The 21,211-nt window shown below is 40.0% G+C and carries 23 protein-coding genes and 2 pseudogenes; 12 read left to right on the top strand and 13 right to left on the bottom strand.

Annotation, left to right across the window (positions count from 1 at the left end):
* Positions 1–40 precede the first annotated feature (40 nt).
* Positions 41–2,233 carry a PhoX family protein gene (locus MKL33_RS07655; protein WP_270906758.1) on the top strand — a complete coding sequence of 731 codons (2,193 nt, stop codon included), beginning with the start codon at positions 41–43 and terminating at the stop codon, positions 2,231–2,233.
* A 48-nt stretch (positions 2,234–2,281) separates the two neighbouring features.
* Here the strand turns inward: MKL33_RS07655 and MKL33_RS07660 are convergent, their stop codons facing one another.
* The gene (locus MKL33_RS07660; RefSeq protein ID WP_033849479.1) at positions 2,282–3,061 is read right to left on the bottom strand and encodes an NRDE family protein; all 780 of its coding nucleotides are present in this window, start codon (positions 3,059–3,061) and stop codon (positions 2,282–2,284) included.
* Between the two features lie 93 nt (positions 3,062–3,154).
* Here MKL33_RS07660 and lgt point away from each other — a divergent pair, with 93 nt between their 5' ends.
* From lgt to msrA, 7 genes and pseudogenes are all read left to right on the top strand, one after another.
* Positions 3,155–3,973 carry a prolipoprotein diacylglyceryl transferase gene (gene lgt / locus MKL33_RS07665; protein ID WP_033849481.1) on the top strand — a complete coding sequence of 273 codons (819 nt, stop codon included), beginning with the start codon at positions 3,155–3,157 and terminating at the stop codon, positions 3,971–3,973.
* An 80-nt stretch (positions 3,974–4,053) separates the two neighbouring features.
* On the top strand, positions 4,054–4,413 hold the full coding sequence (locus MKL33_RS07670) for a hypothetical protein (RefSeq protein ID WP_270906759.1): 360 nt from the start codon (positions 4,054–4,056) through the stop codon (positions 4,411–4,413).
* A 9-nt stretch (positions 4,414–4,422) separates the two neighbouring features.
* Positions 4,423–4,810, top strand: a pseudogene (locus MKL33_RS07675) (hypothetical protein); the annotation flags it as partial.
* A gap of 143 nt (positions 4,811–4,953) precedes the next feature.
* Positions 4,954–5,796 (top strand): thymidylate synthase, encoded by an 843-nt coding sequence (gene thyA / locus MKL33_RS07680; RefSeq protein ID WP_270906760.1) that lies wholly within the window; start codon positions 4,954–4,956, stop codon positions 5,794–5,796.
* Positions 5,797–5,840: 44 nt separating this feature from the next.
* Positions 5,841–6,350, top strand: coding sequence for a dihydrofolate reductase (locus MKL33_RS07685; RefSeq protein ID WP_002114723.1), 510 nt, complete (start codon positions 5,841–5,843; stop codon positions 6,348–6,350).
* A 14-nt stretch (positions 6,351–6,364) separates the two neighbouring features.
* Positions 6,365–7,420 (top strand): DUF4105 domain-containing protein, encoded by a 1,056-nt coding sequence (locus tag MKL33_RS07690; RefSeq protein ID WP_270906761.1) that lies wholly within the window; start codon positions 6,365–6,367, stop codon positions 7,418–7,420.
* A gap of 100 nt (positions 7,421–7,520) precedes the next feature.
* Positions 7,521–8,045: a peptide-methionine (S)-S-oxide reductase MsrA gene (msrA, locus tag MKL33_RS07695; protein WP_004794799.1), complete on the top strand. Its 525-nt coding sequence runs from the start codon at positions 7,521–7,523 to the stop codon at positions 8,043–8,045.
* Positions 8,046–8,102: 57 nt separating this feature from the next.
* On the opposite strand, the gene MKL33_RS07700 is transcribed toward msrA, so the two are convergent.
* From MKL33_RS07700 to MKL33_RS07720, 5 genes are all read right to left on the bottom strand, one after another.
* A complete protein-coding gene (locus MKL33_RS07700; RefSeq protein ID WP_000885432.1) occupies positions 8,103–8,507 on the bottom strand; it encodes an ExbD/TolR family protein in 405 nt (134 codons plus the stop codon).
* On the bottom strand, positions 8,507–9,127 hold the full coding sequence (locus MKL33_RS07705) for a MotA/TolQ/ExbB proton channel family protein (RefSeq protein WP_270906762.1): 621 nt from the start codon (positions 9,125–9,127) through the stop codon (positions 8,507–8,509). The genes MKL33_RS07700 and MKL33_RS07705 overlap by 1 nt, the downstream gene beginning before the upstream one ends.
* A gap of 43 nt (positions 9,128–9,170) precedes the next feature.
* Positions 9,171–9,920 carry an energy transducer TonB gene (locus MKL33_RS07710; RefSeq protein WP_002114938.1) on the bottom strand — a complete coding sequence of 250 codons (750 nt, stop codon included), beginning with the start codon at positions 9,918–9,920 and terminating at the stop codon, positions 9,171–9,173.
* Between the two features lie 381 nt (positions 9,921–10,301).
* On the bottom strand, positions 10,302–11,165 hold the full coding sequence (gene purU, locus MKL33_RS07715; RefSeq protein ID WP_019768007.1) for a formyltetrahydrofolate deformylase: 864 nt from the start codon (positions 11,163–11,165) through the stop codon (positions 10,302–10,304).
* Positions 11,166–11,239: 74 nt separating this feature from the next.
* The gene (locus tag MKL33_RS07720) at positions 11,240–11,932 is read right to left on the bottom strand and encodes a TetR/AcrR family transcriptional regulator (RefSeq protein ID WP_002114968.1); all 693 of its coding nucleotides are present in this window, start codon (positions 11,930–11,932) and stop codon (positions 11,240–11,242) included.
* Between the two features lie 112 nt (positions 11,933–12,044).
* Here MKL33_RS07720 and MKL33_RS07725 point away from each other — a divergent pair, with 112 nt between their 5' ends.
* From MKL33_RS07725 to MKL33_RS07740, 4 genes are all read left to right on the top strand, one after another.
* Positions 12,045–13,493 carry a coniferyl aldehyde dehydrogenase gene (locus MKL33_RS07725; protein WP_270906763.1) on the top strand — a complete coding sequence of 483 codons (1,449 nt, stop codon included), beginning with the start codon at positions 12,045–12,047 and terminating at the stop codon, positions 13,491–13,493.
* 167 nt (positions 13,494–13,660) lie between these two features.
* On the top strand, positions 13,661–13,897 hold the full coding sequence (gene rpmB, locus MKL33_RS07730; protein ID WP_000048256.1) for a 50S ribosomal protein L28: 237 nt from the start codon (positions 13,661–13,663) through the stop codon (positions 13,895–13,897).
* 12 nt (positions 13,898–13,909) lie between these two features.
* The gene (gene rpmG, locus MKL33_RS07735; RefSeq protein ID WP_001205031.1) at positions 13,910–14,065 is read left to right on the top strand and encodes a 50S ribosomal protein L33; all 156 of its coding nucleotides are present in this window, start codon (positions 13,910–13,912) and stop codon (positions 14,063–14,065) included.
* 147 nt (positions 14,066–14,212) lie between these two features.
* A complete protein-coding gene (locus tag MKL33_RS07740; RefSeq protein WP_005066082.1) occupies positions 14,213–15,922 on the top strand; it encodes a cation:proton antiporter in 1,710 nt (569 codons plus the stop codon).
* A gap of 35 nt (positions 15,923–15,957) precedes the next feature.
* Here the strand turns inward: MKL33_RS07740 and MKL33_RS07745 are convergent, their stop codons facing one another.
* The 7 genes and pseudogenes from MKL33_RS07745 to MKL33_RS07775 all read right to left on the bottom strand — a co-directional run bounded on the left by MKL33_RS07745 (position 15,958) and on the right by MKL33_RS07775 (position 21,177).
* Entirely contained in the window at positions 15,958–16,236 is a 279-nt protein-coding gene (locus tag MKL33_RS07745; protein ID WP_002114792.1) for a hypothetical protein, read from the bottom strand.
* 112 nt (positions 16,237–16,348) lie between these two features.
* Positions 16,349–16,852 (bottom strand): DUF6586 family protein, encoded by a 504-nt coding sequence (locus tag MKL33_RS07750; RefSeq protein WP_005066079.1) that lies wholly within the window; start codon positions 16,850–16,852, stop codon positions 16,349–16,351.
* A gap of 80 nt (positions 16,853–16,932) precedes the next feature.
* Positions 16,933–17,295, bottom strand: a pseudogene (locus tag MKL33_RS07755) (ASCH domain-containing protein).
* 9 nt (positions 17,296–17,304) lie between these two features.
* Entirely contained in the window at positions 17,305–17,544 is a 240-nt protein-coding gene (locus tag MKL33_RS07760) for an RNA recognition motif domain-containing protein (protein ID WP_002115113.1), read from the bottom strand.
* Positions 17,545–17,617: 73 nt separating this feature from the next.
* The gene (locus tag MKL33_RS07765) at positions 17,618–19,597 is read right to left on the bottom strand and encodes an ATP-dependent helicase (protein WP_270906764.1); all 1,980 of its coding nucleotides are present in this window, start codon (positions 19,595–19,597) and stop codon (positions 17,618–17,620) included.
* Positions 19,598–19,710: 113 nt separating this feature from the next.
* Positions 19,711–20,283 carry an HdeD family acid-resistance protein gene (locus MKL33_RS07770; protein ID WP_017385703.1) on the bottom strand — a complete coding sequence of 191 codons (573 nt, stop codon included), beginning with the start codon at positions 20,281–20,283 and terminating at the stop codon, positions 19,711–19,713.
* A 135-nt stretch (positions 20,284–20,418) separates the two neighbouring features.
* Positions 20,419–21,177, bottom strand: a complete 759-nt coding sequence (locus MKL33_RS07775; RefSeq protein ID WP_270906765.1) for a hypothetical protein — start codon at positions 21,175–21,177, stop codon at positions 20,419–20,421.
* Positions 21,178–21,211 lie beyond the last annotated feature (34 nt).

A 21,211-nucleotide genomic window follows, 5' to 3' on the forward strand; every position in this document is an offset into this window, starting at 1 on the left:
GAATTTTAGAACAATCTCTTTATTTACTTAGGAATTCCCCATGACAGAGCTGTCGCCATATCATGAAGACCAAGAACTGGACAATAATACTTCTGACAACATCCACTTTCGTGACATTTTAGAACAACACATCAGTCGCCGTAGTTTAATTACTAAAGCAGCAAGTGGTGCTGTAGCGTTAACTTTAGCCTCTACATTAACAGGCTGTAATGATAGCGATGATGATTCAGGTTCTAACAACGGTGGAACCACACCTGTAGATCCAAATAAAAAACCAGAAAAATTAACTTTTACCGCAGTTGCGAAAAACCATAACGACATCGTGACTGTACCTGAAGGTTATGAAGCGAATGTCATTTTTGCTTTGGGTGATTCAATCAACCCTAATTTTGGCGAATGGGACGATAATAATATTCCATCTGGCCCAAGCTTCCAGTTCCGTTCAGGTGACTGTCATGATGGTATGCATTATTTTGGCTTAAATACTTCAACAAACCGCTTTGACGAAAGTGTTTCAGCTGAAGGTTTGTTAGTCATGAATCACGAATATATCAACCAGACTTTCCTTCATCCTAAAGGTCCAACAAAAGTTAATGGACGCCGCCCTGAAGATGAAGTCATTCGTGAAACCAATGCACATGGCGTTTCTATTGTTCACATCAAAAAAGATGCAGCAACTCAACAAGTAACAATTGATAAAAACTCTATTTTTAATCGTCGCATTACAGCTTCTACAGTAATGGAATTTGCAGGAGCTGCGGCTGGTTCAAACCTACTGGCAACTCGCTTCTCGCCTGCTGGACGTCAAACACGTGGCACTCATAATAACTGCGGTAATGGTCATACCCCTTGGGGCACATACTTAACTACAGAAGAAAACTTTATTGGTTACTTTGCTCGTAGTACGACTGATGACGCGTTACGTACTCCAGAAGAAATTATTGCACTGAAACGCTATGGCTTAAAAGCAGGATCTGGTTCACGCTACGGCTGGGAAACAGCAATTGGTCAAGTAGAATCACAAGACTTATATGATCGCTGGAATGCCGACGTAAAAGGCACTCAAGCAACACAGGACTACCGCAATGGACCAAATACATTCGGTTGGATGGTCGAGATTGATCCTTTTGATAACCGTCTGAACCCAGTTAAAAGAACATCACTAGGTCGTTTTGCACATGAAGACAGCGCTTGCCGTGCCGTAGCAGGTCAGCCATTAGCATTTTATATGGGCGATGATTCTCGCGGTGAGTACATCTATAAATTCGTCTCTACCGCAGTGTGGGATGTCAAAGATGTAAATCGTGGTTATGCGGCTGGCGACAAATACATGAACGCAGGTAAATTGTATGTTGCCAAGTTTAATAACGATGGTTCAGGTCAATGGATTGAACTTGCCTATGGCAAAAATGGCTTAAATGAAAGCAACACGACCTACCCATTTAAATCTCAAGCAGACGTTGTCACATTTGCACGTTTGGCTGGCGACTCAGTCGGTGCTACAAAAATGGACCGCCCAGAATGGTGTACGGTCAACCCAGTGAACGGCGAAGTTTATGTTACCCTAACCAACAACTCAAATCGTGGTAAAGATTACGCAACCGATGCTGCCAATCCACGTAACTACACAGACCTCTACAACGGCACTAAAGAGCAAAAGGGTAACGTTAACGGTCATATTATCCGTTTTAAAGAAACTGATGACAAAACGACTGCTGAAACCTTCAAGTGGGATATTTATCTATTTGGTGCTGAAGCATCTATGGCTTCAAACATCAACTTATCTGGTTTAACAGACAACAATGATTTGTCATCTCCAGACGGTATGTGGTTTGACCCACGTGGCGTACTTTGGATTCAAACAGATGATGGCGCATACACTGATGTCACTAATTGTATGATGCTTGCTGCGCTACCAGGCCAGATTGGAGATGGTGCTCCTGCAACTACTTCAAATGGTCAGCAAACTTTAGTGGGTGCTAAAGTTACAGACTCAACTTTGCGCCGTTTCTTGGTGGGGCCTAAGCAATGTGAGATTACAGGTATTGCGATGACACCTGACTACAAAGCAATTTTCATTAATGTTCAGCACCCTGGTGAAGATTCTGCAAGTTACGCAACACCAGAAAGTAACTGGCCAGCAACCCAGAAAGATCCAAACAACAAAACTGCGCGTCCACGCTCAGCAACTGTTGTGATTACTCGTAAAGATGGCGGTGTGATCGCGGGCTAATTCGTTTATAACTATCAAATGCCGGTCGATTGATCGGCATTTTTATTATCATCGATTTAAGAGAACCTGCTGCTGAACAATTTGCCCACTATGCTCGCCTTGCTGAGTCTTTTCCAGCCAAAGCCATTCATTATTGGTCATTCTTAGAAAGTTTGAACAACGTGTGCCATACACAGGGCTTTGAATAAAAGTCGATGACAATAACTCTTCCATTTCTGGCTGAATGCCCGTATTGGGTAATAATGCAGTTGTGACCTTACGTTCATCTTCAAGAATATCCCATGCAGCGTGTTGCAAAGTTAACTCTTCCGTCTGGTGCTGAAGCATAGGCAAAAACTCTTGCGTAAAACGTGTTCTTAAATGTCTGGTTTTTTCCCAATGTTCAGACATTAAGCCATTCGAAACCACATAAACACCATTGGCTAATACTTGCGGCGCTTCACCACGATTACTCATATAAACTGCTTGATCAGCATTTCCCATAAACAGGTTAAAGCCAGCGAAGTTCTGTTGCTGCTGTTCTAATTGCTGAGCAAATCGAATCGGCAATAAATCAGACTCTAAAAAAGCCTGAACTAAGTGCCCCCGAGAAGTTTCATATGTTTTTTGATCTCGCCCATCCCTAAAATTGGTTAACACAGCCCATCGACCTTGAGGAGTTACACCCATCCAAGTACCACCCGACTGTAAATCTTGCCCAGCAATAATTGGTGTGTGTTGCCACTGATGCAATAAAGCTGTTGGTCGGTGGTAGAACTCATCCCGATTTGACATAAGACATAAGGGCATATCATCCAGAACATGCCATGCTAAAGCCACAATACACATCTTTTCTTATTCCCTATCTTTACACATTGAATGTACAACATTTTTCACATCATTCCGCTACAATCTGTCAAAACGTAAGATCAAGGAGCAGCAATGCTGACCTATCCTAATATCGATCCGGTCGCAATACATCTAGGACCTCTTCAAGTCCATTGGTATGGACTCATGTATTTATTGGCATTTTTATGCGCTTGGGGACTTGCCTCCTACCGTGCCAAACAGCGTGATGGCTGGACATCGGACATGGTTTCCGATCTGGTGTTTTACGGTGCTTTAGGTGTCGTTCTGGGCGGTCGTATCGGCTATGTCCTGTTCTATGAGTTTGATAAATTCCTTGAAAATCCGATTTGGCTATTCCAAGTCTGGACAGGTGGTATGAGTTTCCACGGCGGCTTTTTAGGCGTCATGATTGCGATGTTATTCTGGTGTAAAAAATACCAAAAAACATGGTTCCAAACCCTCGACTTTATCGCCCCATGTGTACCGACTGGCTTAATGTTTGGGCGCTTTGGTAACTTCATTGGTGGGGAGTTATATGGTCGTGCAGTAACTGACCCAAATTATCCATTTGGTATGATCTTCCCAACTGATCCATTACAACTGGTACGCCATCCATCACAAATTTATCAAGCAATTTGTGAAGGCTTAATCCTATTTATTGTCTTGTGGTGGTTTAGTTCAAGACCACGTCCACGTATGGCTGTTTCTGCTCTATTTTTAATGGGCTACGGCGTTGCACGTTTTGTAATGGAATTCTTCCGTCAACCCGATGCCGATCAAGGTTTTATTCTTTTTGGCTGGATGACTAAAGGTCAGATCCTTACCGTTCCAATGTTGCTGATTGGCCTTTGGATGATGTGGTATGCCTACCAAAAGAAAATTTATGACTGGGGTCCACAAAAGAACAGTTAATATGATAAATCAGAGGAGTTTCGGCTCCTCTTTTCTTTTTTATGCTACAGTTTTTACTCTCCTAAAAATGAAGATATGCCATGCTGGAATTCTGGTTTGACACACAAGTCCCGACATTTAAAAAATTAGTGATTTTAATTATTACTTTGGCTATTTGTATTGGGCTATATCAATACCAGCCTTTGCCCTTAGATACGATTTTAATGTTTACTGGCACGGGTGTTATCTTTTTAATCTGCCGCTATTTTAAATTACATTTTGCTCAGAAAAATCCAACTGGCCTACTTTACCGCCTGCTGACTTGGATTCCTATCGCTCTTTTATTTGCACTTATTTTTGTAAAAACAATGCCGAACTTGCTGATCTGGGGTGTGCAAGGAATCGCTTTTATGGCGCTTACTGCTTTTATTTTTTCACCTCAATCACTTTTTAATAAATAGGCTCAATATATGCTGGCTTATTGGTACAACGCACCACGTCATATCAAACTTATATTCATTATTGTTGTTTGTGTTGCAGTTTATGCTGCTAATCAAGTTCAGCCCTTATCTCCTATTTATACAATACTTAGCCTTATTTTTGGATTTGGTTTGCATATTGGGCATGACTTGAATACCAAATTTTCAAACAACACATCAGGCAAATCGAGCTTGGGAGTTTTAATCAAAATCTATCCTATTTTGATCATTATTATTTTGATGTATTTGCTCCCTGTTCAGCATGAATGGATTCATCTAATCCAAGCTTTAGGCTTTGTACTGATTGGTTTTTTTCTTGTCTCGATTTATCAAAATCGTGCTAAAAGATTTAACTAAACACATTCAGCAAAAATATCTTAAAACTAATTTTAGATTTTCATCTTGAGCTACAACAGGTATCATCTTCAGTGGTTCATGATGAAGCAGCTCTATTGAGTAATTATTTATCTTCTGAGCTATCTCCCTTCTATTTTATGGAATTAATCCGAACTTGAGAGTGTTATGCGTGCATATTTAGACCTACTACAACATATCCTTGATAATGGCGGTGACAAAGGCGACCGTACAGGCACAGGAACCCGTTCTGTATTTGGTCATCAAATGCGTTTTGATCTCTCTAAAGGTTTTCCTTTACTCACCACAAAAAAAGTTCATTTCCGCTCGATTGTGATTGAGTTACTTTGGTTTTTAAAAGGTGACACCAACGTCCAATATCTAAAAGACAATAAAGTTTCAATTTGGGATGAATGGGCAACCGCAGAACAAACTGCTCGCTTTGGACGTCCAGAGCATGAACTTGGACCAGTCTATGGTCATCAATGGCGTAATTTCGGCGCAACCAAAAATGCAGACGGCTCTTATAACCAAGATGGTTTCGACCAGATTAAATGGTTAATTAATGAAATTAAAACCAATCCAAATTCACGCCGTTTAATTGTTTCTGGCTGGAACCCGAATGAAGCTGGACAAGTTGCTTTACCGCCTTGCCATACGCTCTTCCAATTTTTCGTACAAGATAACAAATTGTCATGTCAGCTTTATCAACGTAGTGCCGATGTGTTTTTAGGCGTACCTTTTAATATCGCGAGTTATGCCCTACTCACCCATATGATTGCTCAAGTTTGCGGTTTAGGTGTAGGTGATTTTGTCTGGACTGGTGGTGATACGCATCTTTATGCCAACCATTTTGAGCAGGCACGACTACAATTAACGCGTGAACCATTACCACTTTGCCAATTAAAACTTAATCCGGAAGTTAAAGACCTTTTCGATTTCAAATTTGAAGATATCGAGATTGTAGGTTACGAGTCACATCCGGCAATTAAAGCACCAGTTGCAGTATAAAGACGGCTTAAATTTCATTAGATTACGGTTTAGAGAATAAGATTATGGCATGGCAAAATGTAGAAGTTGTTCACGTTGTGGCAATGGACAAAAATCACTGTATTGGTAAAGGCAATGCATTGCCATGGCATATTTCTGCCGACTTAAAACATTTTAAAGAAATCACACAAGGTGGCGTGGTCGTGATGGGTCGTAAAACCCTTGAGTCTATGGGCCGTGCTCTACCAAACCGTGTGAACTGGGTAATTACCCGTGACATTAACTGGCAATTTGACGGTGTTAAAGTTGCATATTCAATTGAAGATGCTTTAAACGCAGCTTTAGAAGATGTAAAGAATACCGAAAAACAAGCTTTATTCATCATTGGTGGCGGCGAGATATTTAAGCAAACCTTATCGATTGCAGACCGTCTTGAGCTCACTCATGTTGACTTAGATGTACAAGGTGATGCACATTATCCAACAATACCGAGTGAGTTTCATAAAACCGCAAGTGAACAGCATGTTGATGAAAAATCAGGAACTTCATTCGAGTTTGCCACTTATAAAAAATAATTTTATGGATGCCTATGCACAATATCGGAACACGTGAATTTATTACTGCTCTACTTTTTGGGCTATTACATAGTTTATTCACGCTGTTTATTGTGTTCTCTAGCATTTGGGTATGCGTAGCGCTTTGGGTTCAACAACCTTTTGGCTGGTTAGGCAGCCGCATACTCATTGGCATCTGGATTGCTTTTGCACTCAGCATGGTTGGCTTATATGTTGAAGGTCATATTATTAGCCGCCGTACCGATATCCTGATTTATCTTCTTGCATTTGCTTGTTCGCTAGTCTGGTATTTTTCGATTACTGCACGTCAAGACCGTGACTGGAACCCTGAAGTCGCCAATATGCTGAGCTATGAAAAGCACGGCGATGTGATCACTTTGCACAATGTTCGTAACTTCAACTGGCATCCTGACGGAACCTATGATGTGCGATGGGAAACCCGCACTTTTGACCTCAACCAGTTAAATGGAGTAAATATCATTACTTCTTACTGGATGGGACCACAAATTGCTCACACACTAGTAAGTTTCGAATTTGCACACCAACAACCACTAGTCTTCTCAATCGAGATTCGTAAAGAAAAGACTGAAGAGTTTTCGGCAATTGGCGGTTTTTTTAGAAAATATGAACTGAGCTTAATTGCTTCTGATGAGAAAGATATTGTCTACACGCGCAGTAACATCCGCAAAGAGCAAGTTTATAATTTCCCAGTCAATATGCCGCGTAGCGAGCAAAAAGCGCTATTTTTAGAATATCTTAAAAAATCGGATGAGCTACGTGCAGAACCGAAGTGGTACAACACCCTTACGAGTAACTGTACAACTTTAATTTTTGATATGGTTCAAGCAATTAATCCCTATGAACTTCCTAAAGATTATCGTCTAATCGCTTCGGGTTACTTACCTAATTATTTATATGACCTTAAAGCACTTAATCAAAATATCAGTTTAAAACAGTGGTATCAAATTGCGCATATCAACCCACGTACTGAAAATTTTGAACAGCTTTCAGATCAGAGTAGTCAACACTTCTCTCAAATCGTTCGACAAGGTTTACCTAAAGCTAAATGAAATAAGTAATGCACTTTTCTTTACTTTTTTATACATGCTTTACTTTGTATTTTAAATACATAAACCCTATTGTAATAGGCAGGAAATAGAGGGAAAAACAATGCAACAGGCATTATTTGGCGGCGGCTGTTTTTGGTGCGTCGAAGCTGTATTTTTACAAATACGCGGTGTAGAAAAAGTAACGAGTGGTTATGCAGGTGGACACACTACTAACCCTACCTACGAGCAAGTATGTCAAGGAGACACCCAGCACGCTGAGGTGATCTTAGTCGACTTTGATGAAGAACAAGTAACTTACTCCCAGTTACTCGACGTGTTCTTTGCGACTCATGATCCAACGACTTTAAACCGTCAAGGTAATGATATTGGCACGCAATACCGCTCTGTTATTTACTATTATAATGAAGAGCAAAAGCAGGCAGCGGAACACACGATTCAGACTCTAAAAAATGACGATCTTGATATTGTGACTGAGCTGTCCCCTGTTCCGACATTCTATCCAGCAGAAGAATATCATCAGAATTACTATGCAAAGAATCCTTCACAAGGTTATTGCAACTTTGCGATTCCACCAAAGCTGCTCAAGCTATATAGTAAATTCCAGCATCTGATGAAAGATCAATAAATCAGAACAATAAAAAAGCAACCAGTTTGGTTGCTTTTTTATTGAGTAAACTAAATTTTAGTTTTCACTTACAAAGGCAATATCGCTCAGTCCGGCTTCACTGGCGCGAGACATTACCTGAGCAACAGTATCGTACTTCGACTCTTTATCAGCACGAAGTTGAACTGTTGGTTTAACATCGCCTTGACCTGCTTCTTGAAAACGTTTTTGAAGCTCATCTAGGCTAATTACTTGAGTATCCCAAGCCACTTCACCATTTGCATTGATACTAATCGTAATTGCTTTTGGTGGTGGATCAATAATTTCAGCAGTTGTTTTAGGAAGCGTTAATGGAATCGATGGGTTGGCAACTGTTGCTGTGACCAAAAAGATGATCATTAACACCAACATAATGTCGATTAGCGGAATGAGATTCATCTCATTCATGCCACTATCGTGGTCTTCACCCAATTGAAAAGCCATTAAGCTTGACCTCCAACGTAACTTTCCTGTGCAGTTTTAACATCAGACTTTACAGTTGAGTCTTGCTGCAACATCGTGTCAATTAACAAGCTGTGCGCTTGGTCTTGTAAGTCGTGAGCAAGACCACGGTTTGCACGTACACAAATGTTATAAGCCAATACCGCTGGAATCGCAACTGCAAGACCAAGACCCGTCATAATCAGTGCTTCACCTACTGGTGTAGCCACTTGAGCCAAACCTGCTTGTCCGCTTTTACCTACGGCAACCAGCGCATGGAAAATACCCCAAACAGTACCAAACAAACCTACGAATGGTGCAATTGAAGCAATCGTTCCTAAAACAGAAATACCTTTATCAGCATTGGCCTTTTCAGCAGAAATCTGACGAAGTAATGCCTGCTCTGCAACCGCTTTACGCTGTTCAAAACTCAAAGGTTGTAACTTTGCTTTTAGCGAAGTGATAGCCTGAGAAAGTTGAGCATAAGCTTGTTGTTTTAGCTGGCGAGTCCCCATCAAACGTAAGATGAAAACTGTCCAGGTAGCAATCGACATTGCCAATAAGATGAAATACAGGGTTTTACTCACTGCATCTGCATGTTGCCAATAGATTGAAAAGTTCATATTGAACTCCTGATTAAGGTTAGCCGTTGGGACTCAAATTCATTTAAGGGGTTAAATCAAAGGGTTGCTCTGCTTTAATTGGATAAGCAACACCATTTTCCATATAAGGTTTAAATTTCGCACCGCGAACAGCACGGACTACTTTGTCATCTAGACTTGAAATACCACTACTTCTAGTCACTCGTACATTAATAATTTTGCCTTTTTCATCGGCTTCAATGAGTACCATGACAGAGCGCGCTTCGCCTTGTAAATCTTTTGAAGAAACTGTTAAACGTGGTGAGCGGCTCCACTGTACACCCGAACCACCAATTGAAACGCGTTTCGGTGATGGATCTGGGGCAGGTTGAGCTTTAGGCGCTTCTTGTACCACTGGTTTTGGTTTTTCAATAACTTTTTCAGTAACAGTTGTTGTTACCACTTTGGTTTCAACTTTAGGTTCTGTCTTTACTGTTTCTTTTGGTGTTTCAGCTTTTTTCACCTGTTGAATTTTTTCCACTTTTTTAGGTGGTGTCACAGGCTTTTCAACAACTTTAACTTCTTTTACCTCTTTTTTAGGTTCCGGCTTTTTAGGCGGTTCCTTTGGCTTAGGAGGTAATGGTTTTGGTTGCTCTTGAATTTTTACGAAACGTACCTGTAAAGGCTTCTTCTCGATTGGCTTTAATTCAGCAGGCTTAATATGGCTGACCGCCCATAAGACCCCGATATGACCAATTGCAACCGCAATTAGTGCCGTGATGACTTTCTTTTTCATCGGATTGGGAGAGTTTAAGGCTGCGGAAGATTGACTCATAAGAATCTAATTACCTAATGGATGATGATTTCAGATTTCTATTTGTAGAAACGATTTCAAACATCGGATAGAACAATAAAGTGCCACAATAATAAATGAGAAGTGTTTTCATTTGCAACTATTTTTTGAGAAAAACATTTGCTCAATATCACTAATTTGTATCAGTTGAGTGTCTTTGCTTTTGTTTTCTCATAGTTACATGAACGCGTATCTCTTGTTCACAAAGTGTTTAATCTAACTTATATAGTTAGGCTAATTTCACTATGAAGAGATCAAATCTTACCATAAACTCATTCAATATTGTTACGTTATATCATTTCAATATTTTTTTTGATATAAAAAAAACACGCATGAAGCGTGCTTTTTTTAAATAAGCGTTATTTAAAAAACAACTGTCTTGTTACCATCAACAATAATACGGTCTTCTAAATGCCATTTTACTGCACGAGCCAATACATTACGCTCAACATCTTCACCTAGCTCACGAAGTTGCTCAACATTATAGTCATGGCTTACACGCTCAACGTCTTGCTCAATAATTGGACCTTGGTCTAGATCAGCCGTCACATAGTGAGCTGTCGCACCAATCAACTTCACACCTTTTTCATAAGCTTGTTTATATGGGTTGGCACCCACGAAAGCTGGCAAGAAAGAATGGTGGATATTGATGATTTTCATTTCCCATTTCGCAACAAAATCTTCGCTTAAAATCTGCATATAACGTGCAAGAACTAACAAGTCATTGCCCTGCATCATTTCATCAATTTGTGCATAAGCTTCAGCTTTATTATCTTTATTTACTTTAATTACAGTAAATGGAATACCGAAGTTCTCAACAGATTCACGTAAATCTTCGTGGTTAGAAATCACGTGTGTAATTTCACAAGGTAACGACCCGCGTGCATGACGCCACAATAACTCAAGTAAAGCATGGTCGACTTTAGAAACTAAAATACCAACCTTTTTAATTTCGTTTACGAAAGCAAGACGCCATTGCATGCCATAACGCTCAGCAACGTTGGCAGCAAATGTTTGAATTAATGCATCTTTACGTGACTGTAAATGGTCAAGTTCAAACTCAACACGCATGAAATAACGTCCACCCTGAGCTTCCGTCGCATACTGATCAAGCGCGGTAATGTTTGCACCTTGGTGGTACAAAAAGCTCGATACGGCCTGTACGATCCCAGGCTTGTCTTCACAAGTAATCAGTAAACGGGCTGTATTGGCAGTGGTCATATTCATTTGGTTAATATCACTTAATTGAGTCAAATTTTTAATAAGCCGAGTATTCTAGCGCTCTAAATAGGCAAGTACAACTATTCATCTTTTAACGACGACAAGCTGGCGAATAGATCAGAAGGCCCCAGTGAATCAAGCAACTGCTCGTAAGTTGCTCGGCTTTCTCCCATAAGATAAGGACCTTCAAGGAAAACCATTTGACGTAATGCCTGCCAAACCCATTTTTCTTCTAAGTGGTTATTGTCACTAATGTGACCAGACATATATAAAAAGTTTGTCCAGTTTGTTAATACAATCCATAAGTTAATAATGAGCGCTTCAATTTCAGATGGTGTCATTTTCATAAGGCCGGCATCGACAAAGGCTTGATAAATTTTTTGCCCTTGCTGCATGACCTGCCCCGCAAAACGCGGATAAATCTTTTTAAAGTCTTCGTTACTTTCAACTAAATGATAGACATCACGATGGATAAAACGGTAACTCCAAAGTTGACCACTTAACACTTGAAAATAGTTGATTTTGTCATTGGTCGTTAGTGGTCTGTCTTCAGGTAAAGACAGCATTTCCAAAGTCTCAACCTGATATTGGTACATTAATTCTTTAATAATTTCATGCTTATTCCGGAAATGGTAATACAAGTTTCCAGGACTAATACCTAACTCCGCCGCAATATGATTGGTTGTAACCGACCGTTCACCTCGCTCGTTAAAAAGCTGCAAACTGATTTGTAAAATCCGGTCTTTTGTCTTCAGAGCTTTAGGTAGAGACATTTTAATAACCTTTAATAATTCACATGGTTAAGACTTAAACACATAAACCGACTTGACTATTTAGAGTATTTACTCTAAAAAATAAGTATATCAGTATATTTGGTAAGTACCGATGAACAGTCAAACAAAAACAAATCCAGAGACTCAGCTTCCTTATGATGTTAAGCATTTACATGATTTGCTTGAACAACAAAAGCTCGCTTATTTACGTCATCCGGTACCCACTGCTAAAGAGCGTATTGATCGTTTAGCTCGTCTTAAAAGAGTCTTGGTAAAATATCAAGATCAGATTGCCGAAGCAATTAACCTTGATTATGGCAATCGTGCAGTTATGGAAACAAAAATTGGTGAACTACTCACGAGTTTGGAACAAATTAAATATTACAGTAAGCATTTAACTGCGTGGATGAAACCATCAAAACGCCACATCAGTGTATTACATCAGCCAGCAAAAGGTTGGGTACAATATCAGCCTATGGGTGTCATTGGTATTATTACACCTTGGAATTATCCATTATTACTTTCGGTTGGACCTCTGATCTGTGCATTAGCTGCGGGCAATCATGCAATGATCAAAATTTCTAGTGCCTCTGCAAATTTTGGACGTGTCCTTGAAAGTGCATTGGCAGAAGCATTCCCACAAGAATTAGTTGCTGTGGTAAATGGTGGTGGCGTTATTTCAGATGCGTTTAGTCATTTGCCTTTTGACAAAATGATTTTCACAGGCTCAACTTCTGTTGGTAAAACAGTGATGGCAGCCGCAGCTCAAAATCTAGTTCCAGTTATTCTTGAGTTGGGCGGAAAATCTCCTGCCTTAGTACACGCATCAATGGACATGAAAGATGTTGCCCAGCGTATTGCTGTAGGTAAATTATGGAATGCAGGACAAACTTGTGTTGCGCCAGATCATATTTTCTTACCACGAGGCAAAACTGCCGAGTTCATCGAAAACTTTAAATTGATTGTGGCTGGAATGTATCCTCATTTCCGCAACAACCAAGACTACACCTCTATTATTAATGATAAACAGTACAACCGCATTCAGGGTTATCTTGAAAATGCCCGTGATCAAGGTGCACGTATTGTTGAAATTAATCCGCAAAATGAAATTTTAGATGATGTCCGTAAAATTGCGCCAACTTTAGTCACTGGCGTGACGACTGCAATGGATATTATGCAAAATGAAATCTTCGGGCCTATTCTGCCAATTTTAGAATATGACCAAATAGAAGAAGTCATCGAATTCATTAATAGTCGTCCACGTCCTCTAGCGATGTATTATTTTGATTATGATCAAGCGCGTGCTGACTATATTGCACAGCACACCCATTCAGGGCATTTCGGAATTAACATGGTGATTACCCATGTTGCACAAGATGATTTACCGTTTGGCGGAATTGGCGCATCAGGTATGGGTAAATATCACGGACCAGAGGGCTTTTTTAGCCTTTCTCATGAGCGTTCGGTGATGTCAAATCCAAAACTTTATAGCCTTAAATACATTCTTCCACCGTTCAATAAGCCGATTCATCGATTCATTTCGAAAACCTTGTTGCGCTAACTGATCAAGGCATGATCTGTTATACTAAATCATGCCTCGTTTTTACCAATTTCGCTTGTCTTTTAATCGTATTTTTGGTATAAAACGCCCCTTGAATGAATTCATCCGTTTACATTTAGTATGACTGGCCACAGATTTGCTGTTGGCTGAATCAATGGAGTTACACCATGTCTAAGGTTTGCCAAGTTACCGGCAAGCGTCCAGTCGTTGGTAACAACGTCTCACACGCCAACAACAAAACCAAGCGCCGGTTCGAGCCGAACCTGCACCACCACCGTTTCTGGTTAGAAAGCGAAAAACGTTTTGTACGTCTTCGTTTAACCACTAAAGGTATGCGTATTATTGACAAATTGGGTATCGAAAAGGTTGTTGCAGACCTTCGTGCTCAAGGTCAAAAGATCTAAGGAGTCTGAGCAATGCGTGATAAGATTCGCCTCGTTTCTTCAGCTGGTACAGGTTACTTCTATACCACGACTAAAAACAAACGTACTATGCCGGAAAAAATGGAAATCAAAAAATTTGATCCAAAAATCCGTCAACACGTGATTTTCAAAGAAGCTAAAATCAAATAATTTTAGCCTCAAAAAAAACGACTTCTTTATGAAGTCGTTTTTTTTTGCATTTTTTTTATACCCACCTTTTTGTTAAACTTTCTCTACATTCCGCCTTGGCATTTTTTATGCTTGTTTTTAGCCTAACTCACGTAAAAGGAGTTTTTAGTGCCGCATGACGTAGATTTAATTATTTTACTTGCTGTTGGTTTCGGCGTTGCCCTCATTTTTGGCTATATTGCAGCCCGATTACGACTCCCCCCTCTTATCGGCTATTTAATTGCCGGAATTATTATTAGCCCAAATACACCGGGTATAGAAGCAGATATCCACCTTGCCAACCAGCTTGCAGAACTCGGGGTCATGTTCCTGATGTTTGGTGTAGGGATGCACTTTTCATTAAAAGACTTATTACTAGTTCGTCGTATTGCCTTGCCTGGCGCAATTTTACAGATCGCTGTTGCAACCTTACTTGGTATTGGCGTTTCAATGCTATGGGGATGGAGTTTCGGGTCTGCACTCGTTTTTGGCTTAAGTCTATCGTGTGCGAGTACAGTTGTATTATTAAAAGCATTAGGAGACCGAGGTCTTTTAGATTCAGTTAACGGCAAAATTGCTGTGGGTTGGTTGTTAGTCGAAGATTTAGTGATGGTACTGGTTTTAGTACTTCTTCCGGCTACAGCTGTTTTACTCGGTGGAAAAGCACCAGCAGGTGCAGATGGTAATATCTGGTTAACCCTTGGGATAACCTTATTAAAGGTGATTGGCTTTATTGCCTTTATGCTCATTGTAGGCAAGCGCGTTGTGCCTATTATTATGCAATTTGTTGCTCGTTTAGGGTCACGAGAGCTATTTACGCTGACTGTCGTCGCTGCTGCAGTTTCGATTGCCTACGGTTCTTATGCCATTTTTGGGGTTTCAATGGCTTTAGGGGCATTCTTTGCGGGTATGGTCGTTAAAGAATCAGACTTTAGCCATCGTGCAGAAGAAGAGACTCTCCCACTACGTGAAATTTTCTCGATTTTATTTTTCGTTTCTGTGGGTATGCTGTTTGATCCACATATTCTTGTTGAGAGTCCGCTCCATATTTTAGCTGTTATCGCGATTATTATGGTGGGTAAGACACTTGCAGCAATGGCATTGGTTTTATTCTTCCGCTATCCAATCAATACAGCTTTAACAGTCGGGGCAAGCCTTGCACAGATTGGTGAGTTTTCATTTATTTTAGCGACACTTGGTGTTTCTTTAGGCTTATTAAGCTTAGAAGCTCAGAATCTAATTCTAGCAGGCGCTTTATTTTCAATTACGCTTAACTCTTTCATCTTCTCAGCGATTGAACCTGTACAACGCTGGATTCGTGAACGCTCTCACTTAGCTCGACTGCTTGAACGTAGCGGTGACCCATTGGCAATGTTACCCGATGAAGTTGATCAAGCTTACTTACGTGATCAGGTCGTAATTGTGGGGTATGGCGGTGTTGGACGACGCATTACTGAAAATTTAATTAATGAGAATATTAAGGTCGTTATTGCAGAAGAGAATCGTGAAATCGTAGAAAAACTACGTAACGCAAATATTGCTGCTGTGAGTGGTGTTGCTACTGAACCAAGTGTTTTAATTCAAGCACATATCATGCATGCACGACTCTTGGTAATCTCACCTATGGATATTTTAGATATTCACCGTATTGTGACCATTGCCAAGCAATTAAATCCTCAGATTCAGGTATTAATTTGCGCAGAAAGCAAAGAAGAAGCAGCGGTTATCCGTGATGAAAATATTGGCGAAGTGTTCTATGCAAAAGAAGAAATGGCAAAGAATATGAGTCACCACATCTTAAATCAGATCGAGCTTGCTCATCAGTCAACAATTCATTAACCCATATAAAAAGCGTACTCAAGAGTACGCTTTTTTTAACTCAAGAATTTAGGCTGTTCGTCTAATACCTCAGCCTGCCACTCGTTTACCTGCTTTTCCAGCAGTCCAAACAATGCAGCCTGAATCATATGCTGAGCAACAACTGGAGTCTGCTCACCCAAGATTGCTTTGACTTCATCGCTAAATTGAATTTTAACCAAGGGTTCATTCTCAGAACCTGCATTACGCAAGGCGAGTTCACCACCTTCGAGTTGAACTAATTCCAACACTGCTTCTTGATTTCCAAATAACTCTTTCAATTGCTGTATAGACATATACTTCCTCCATGTTTCAACATGGTGGCAAAGCACCCTTGCACTTTGCATCTCTTGTCTTTTTTATATAGGCACACCTAGTCTAAATTTCAAGCATCTAGGCAGTTTAATTTTAGAACTCGACCATTTCGTTACGAAAACCATCAATTAAATGACTTAATTCTCGGTGCCATTCACGCAAGATTTTAACATCTGGCAACCAAGACTGAGGCCCTTGTGTCACTTTAATAATAAGGTTAGAAGAAGTTTCTTCTTCAGGAGTCGGTTCTTTTGGTTCTGGGGCGTATTGGCACATACGATAAGCTCGTTTTAACTCTGCAACAAAACCATCTTTTGCCAATTGCTGCAAAACGGACACTTCAGGGGAAACCTGTCCTTTTGCCGCCATATGTTCCTCAATAGATTTTAAGGTGGGTTGCAAATCATTTAAACGGTAATAACGTACCAATTCTTGTAAGAACGCTAACATTGCGCCATGTAAATGAAATACAGCTGCTTCACGGTAAGCTTGTACCTGCTGCACATGATCAGTCTGCTCTGCCTGTTGACACGCTAAACGTGCAAAATAGAGCTTCTGATTGGTACGATCGGCATGATAACGAGCAACACGTGACATAACTAAACTTTCCTGTTCTAAAATCGCCATTGCAATAGCTATTCTTAGCTTAACGACTCCATTGATAAAATCAACGTTATTTATGGTAAATCCAGCTCAACTTGATAAATTTTACGTTTAGCTAAAACTTTCGCTGGCTGTTTTATAGGACGAACATTACTTAAGACCCAAGCAAAATACCCTTCACTCCAAGCAGAGGCACAGGCTAAATTGACCTCGTCATTTCGCCAAGCATGAATAGAGTCGACATCAACTAAAGCGACAGCAACTCATTCCTCTTCATCAGTATCTTTAACCAGAAAGTTCTGGTTTTCGACAATTAATAGATCTTTCACTGATAACTGCGTAGGTATCCATGAACGCACTTCAAGTGTTTTTATACCTTCAGCAATACGAGTACCATTCGGCGTTACAATCGAGAGAGCTAAAAATTGCCTTTTCACCAGGAAAACTTATTCTTCGGCTGCTTTAACTCGAATTCCATAGCCTTTAACTTTAAGCGTATTTAAGCCTTTAATTGCCTTAATCGCTTCACGGGGATTAGGCATTTCAACAAAACCAAAGCCCTTCGATTTACCTGTGTCTTTATCAGTCACCAGAACACATGTATCAACTTTACCATATGCCTTGAATAACTCTAAAACTTCCGCTTCACTTACAGCACGATCTAAATTACGAACTAATATCTTCATTTTCTAACCTTAATTGGCAATAAAAGGGAGGGCCAATATACATTTAAGTAATCACAGCGTCTTATACAGTAGTTTAGTCCAGATCGATACCAAAACCTAAATTTACTGCAGGAGATCTGTTCCATTGTTTTTTAGTAAATTGCTGAGGTACTTGCCTATGAATTTTTGCTTGAACCAAGTGTGCAGGCAGATCATTTAAGAAATAACTCTCAATTTTACGACCTTGCTCATCATAAGTGTCTTGCGACCACGTATTAAGATTTTGCTTCGTCAAGATTAATTCATTTTCAGCACGCGTTAAGGCGACATACAGCACACGGCGCTCTTCCTCAACATCATCAAAATCACCCTGTGCTCTTGCATAAGGATATTGATTTGGCGATACGTGAGGTACATAACAAACTTTCTGTTCGGCACCCTTAGCTGAATGAATCGTAATTAAAGTTACCAAATCTTGATCAGCAGCTTTTTCAATTTCAGAAACTGAAATCGGCTCAAGCACATATTCCTCAAGGAATTCACCTAACGACGCATGTTTGCGTGCAAGTTGCTTAACCAAATCAAAGTCTTTTAAACGACGCGACCAATCTTTAGTTTTATAATTTTGCTCTAGCTGTTCACCTAAAGCATCGAGAGCCAAGCCAATACTTGCCTCGACATGCTGCTGTAATACATCTAGCTGTTTTAAAATTAAAATCGCTTGTAAAGGTACTTTGCCATGGCGTTCAAGTCGCTGACAGCGCTCCTCGACATCAACAATTCCCATCAGCTCTTGGGCTAACTTACTCGCTCCAACATCACCGATCCCATCCCACAATGTTAAAAACCGCATCCAAGCCAAATCATCGTGAGGGTTACTCACAATACGTAGCAGGCTCAGTACATCTTTTACATGGGCCGACTCAAGAAGCTTTACCCCACCAATAAAACGATAAGGTATTTCAGCAGCAATAAAAGCCCCTTCTAGATATCGGGCACTATAACCAGAACGAACTAACACCATATGGTCATGCCAGTTTGCACCTTGCTGATGGCGCGTTATTAAATCTTGTGCAATCCAGTTTGCTTCTTCAAACTCATTACCAAACAAATGTAGCTTTGGCTTTTGCCCTTGGCCACGATGCGCTTGTAGCTGTTTTTGATAATCAATTGGGCTATGTGCCAACAACCAATTTGATAAATCTAGAATTTCTTGAGTCGAGCGATAATTTAAAGCCAGTGTAAGTACTTCTGCATCAGGTATTCGTTCTTTAAAAGAATGAATATTTTCAAAGTCTGCGCCACGAAAGCCATAAATGGACTGAGCATCATCACCCACGCAAAACAACTTCACTTTACCAATTAAGGGCTGCAATAAAGCCCATTGCAAAGGGTTTGTATCTTGCATTTCATCAACTAGCAATGCCTGACAAAAACCTGCAACCCAATTGGTCAACGCTTCTGAGTTTTGTAAATGCACCGCCACAATCGACAAGATATCGTCGTAATCTAAAAAATTACGCTCTCTTTTGCGTTGCTCATAAGTTTTCATCAACTCAGCAATTTGAGTTTTATGCTCATATGCATCTGGAAGCTGTTTGATTAATGCTTCTGAAAGCTTTGTTTGAGTATTTCTTGCATAGGAATATAGATCACACAGCTCTGCCGCTTTAGGTAAAACATTATCTTTGTCTTTACCTCTTAATAAACGGAACATCAGCAACTGATCATCACGATCAATAATACTAAATTGATTTAAGCCAAAAGCCTGTGGATTACGGCGCAGTAAATACATACAAAAAGTATGAAAAGTTGAAGCTCTTAGACCCTTTGCCTGTGCTCCTACATGCTGCTCTACTCTTGCAACAATTTCACTCGCAGCACGTCGAGTAAACGTTAAAATCTGAATTTGGTTTGCTGGTAAGCCTTGATCAATTAAATAAGCAGCACGGGCAACAATCGTCTTAGTCTTGCCACAGCCAGCACCTGCCAAAACTAAACAGTTCTGCGCAGACGTCGTGGCTGCTTTTTTTTGCTGAGCATTTAGTTCATTAATTAATTTTGCAAGACTCATAACACATATCGCTAAAACACCAAGACATAGTTTAACAGACCCAACCCCAGATGCGTTTGCCCGCCCTATAAACAAAAAGAGCACCTAAAGTGCTCTTTGATTCTATATTCTATTTAAGATACTGTTTTTGAACTAGATGGCAGATGCTTAATCGCAGAAGCCAGACCTAGAAAATTAATTCCTTGGAATAAGATATCTATGGCAAGGAACATGCCTAACACCCAAAAAGGTGAATCTTTAGAAACCAAAATCAAAATACCTGTAGCGAGTGTTAATAATCCTGAAAATAAGGTCCAACCCCACCCAGTAATTGGTTTAAGTAAAATCGCGTTTACTGTACGTATAGCTCCAGCAATAATCAGTGCTATTGATAATAAGCTCGTCAAAACTACCGCTGTCGTTACGGGAGTAGAAAAAGCATAATAACCTGCCATTAGATAAAGCACGCCAAAAAGTGCCCATAACCAACGGCTTGCACCTTTAAAGACACTAATGGCCGCGACAAGATGTAAAACACCTCCGACCATCATGAGTATTCCAAATAAAAAAACCACTGAAAAGGTCGCAAATGGCAATGAACTAAACAAAATTAGACCGAAGCCAATAAGCACAAAGCCTAATATCAAATACCACTTACGATCAGCATGTAACTGATTACGCACCAAATCATTACCGACAGTTTTCATCATGGCTACTCTTATTATCAGGTATTAGAATTTCATCTACCTAATAATAGTGATCCACTTCACATTTTTTGTCTGTATAAGATCTGCATCGTTTCTTATCAATTAATGTGGATAAAGCAGTATTTATCCACAATTTTATTTCACCCAACCAATTTCTTGAGCTGTAGGTAAACCTATTATCGTTTCATGTAAACCATTCGGCATTTTACTGCTCTGCTCAGATAATGGTGTTCGACCACCCATGATTTCAGCGTCAATTTGCGGATATAAAGGCACTTTTTCAGGGTGCGCGTACCCTAGAGGATAAAGCGGTTGACCAGTTTTTAAATCATATTTGTCTTGTGCCCCAAAGCCATGTAATAGCTCATGAACAATCACAACCTGATTTTGGGAAGCTTGTGTTTTAGTCCCAAATAAATTCACACTACCAATACGACCTTTTTCCAAAGCAGTCGAATGGATCAAAACTTTTTGATAATTGGGATCGTAATAATTTAAATAAAGTTTAAGTGATGCCCCATTGTCTTCAGGTTGTTGATGTCGCCATGCATAAAAACGGAACTTTAAACTCCACCGCATCACATGAAAGATATTGGCATTTTGAGGAACCTCAGGAGGTCGTTGCTGTAACGGCTGACCTAAACGAATTACAAAGTTTCCTGATTGACCACGATAGTGTTGCGACCATTCTCCCAAATAATTTCTTATTCTCTCAAAATCAGTGTATTTTAACTGATGAATATAGCTCTGCGTTGTCTGCAAACCATCTGCATTAATAGGATGTAAAACGACAACAATAGGTTGATTCCAGTCTTGGTTTTGATCTCGCCATGCCTGAACAGCAACAATCAATAAGATAATTAACAAACATAAAACTCGAATGTTTTTCCACATTCTTTTTCCCCATACATTTAAAATTTTCTTTTAT

Origin of the sequence: Acinetobacter sp. AOR43_HL (assembly GCF_027854635.1) — a bacterium.
In the GTDB taxonomy this organism is placed as follows: domain Bacteria; phylum Pseudomonadota; class Gammaproteobacteria; order Pseudomonadales; family Moraxellaceae; genus Acinetobacter; species Acinetobacter pittii.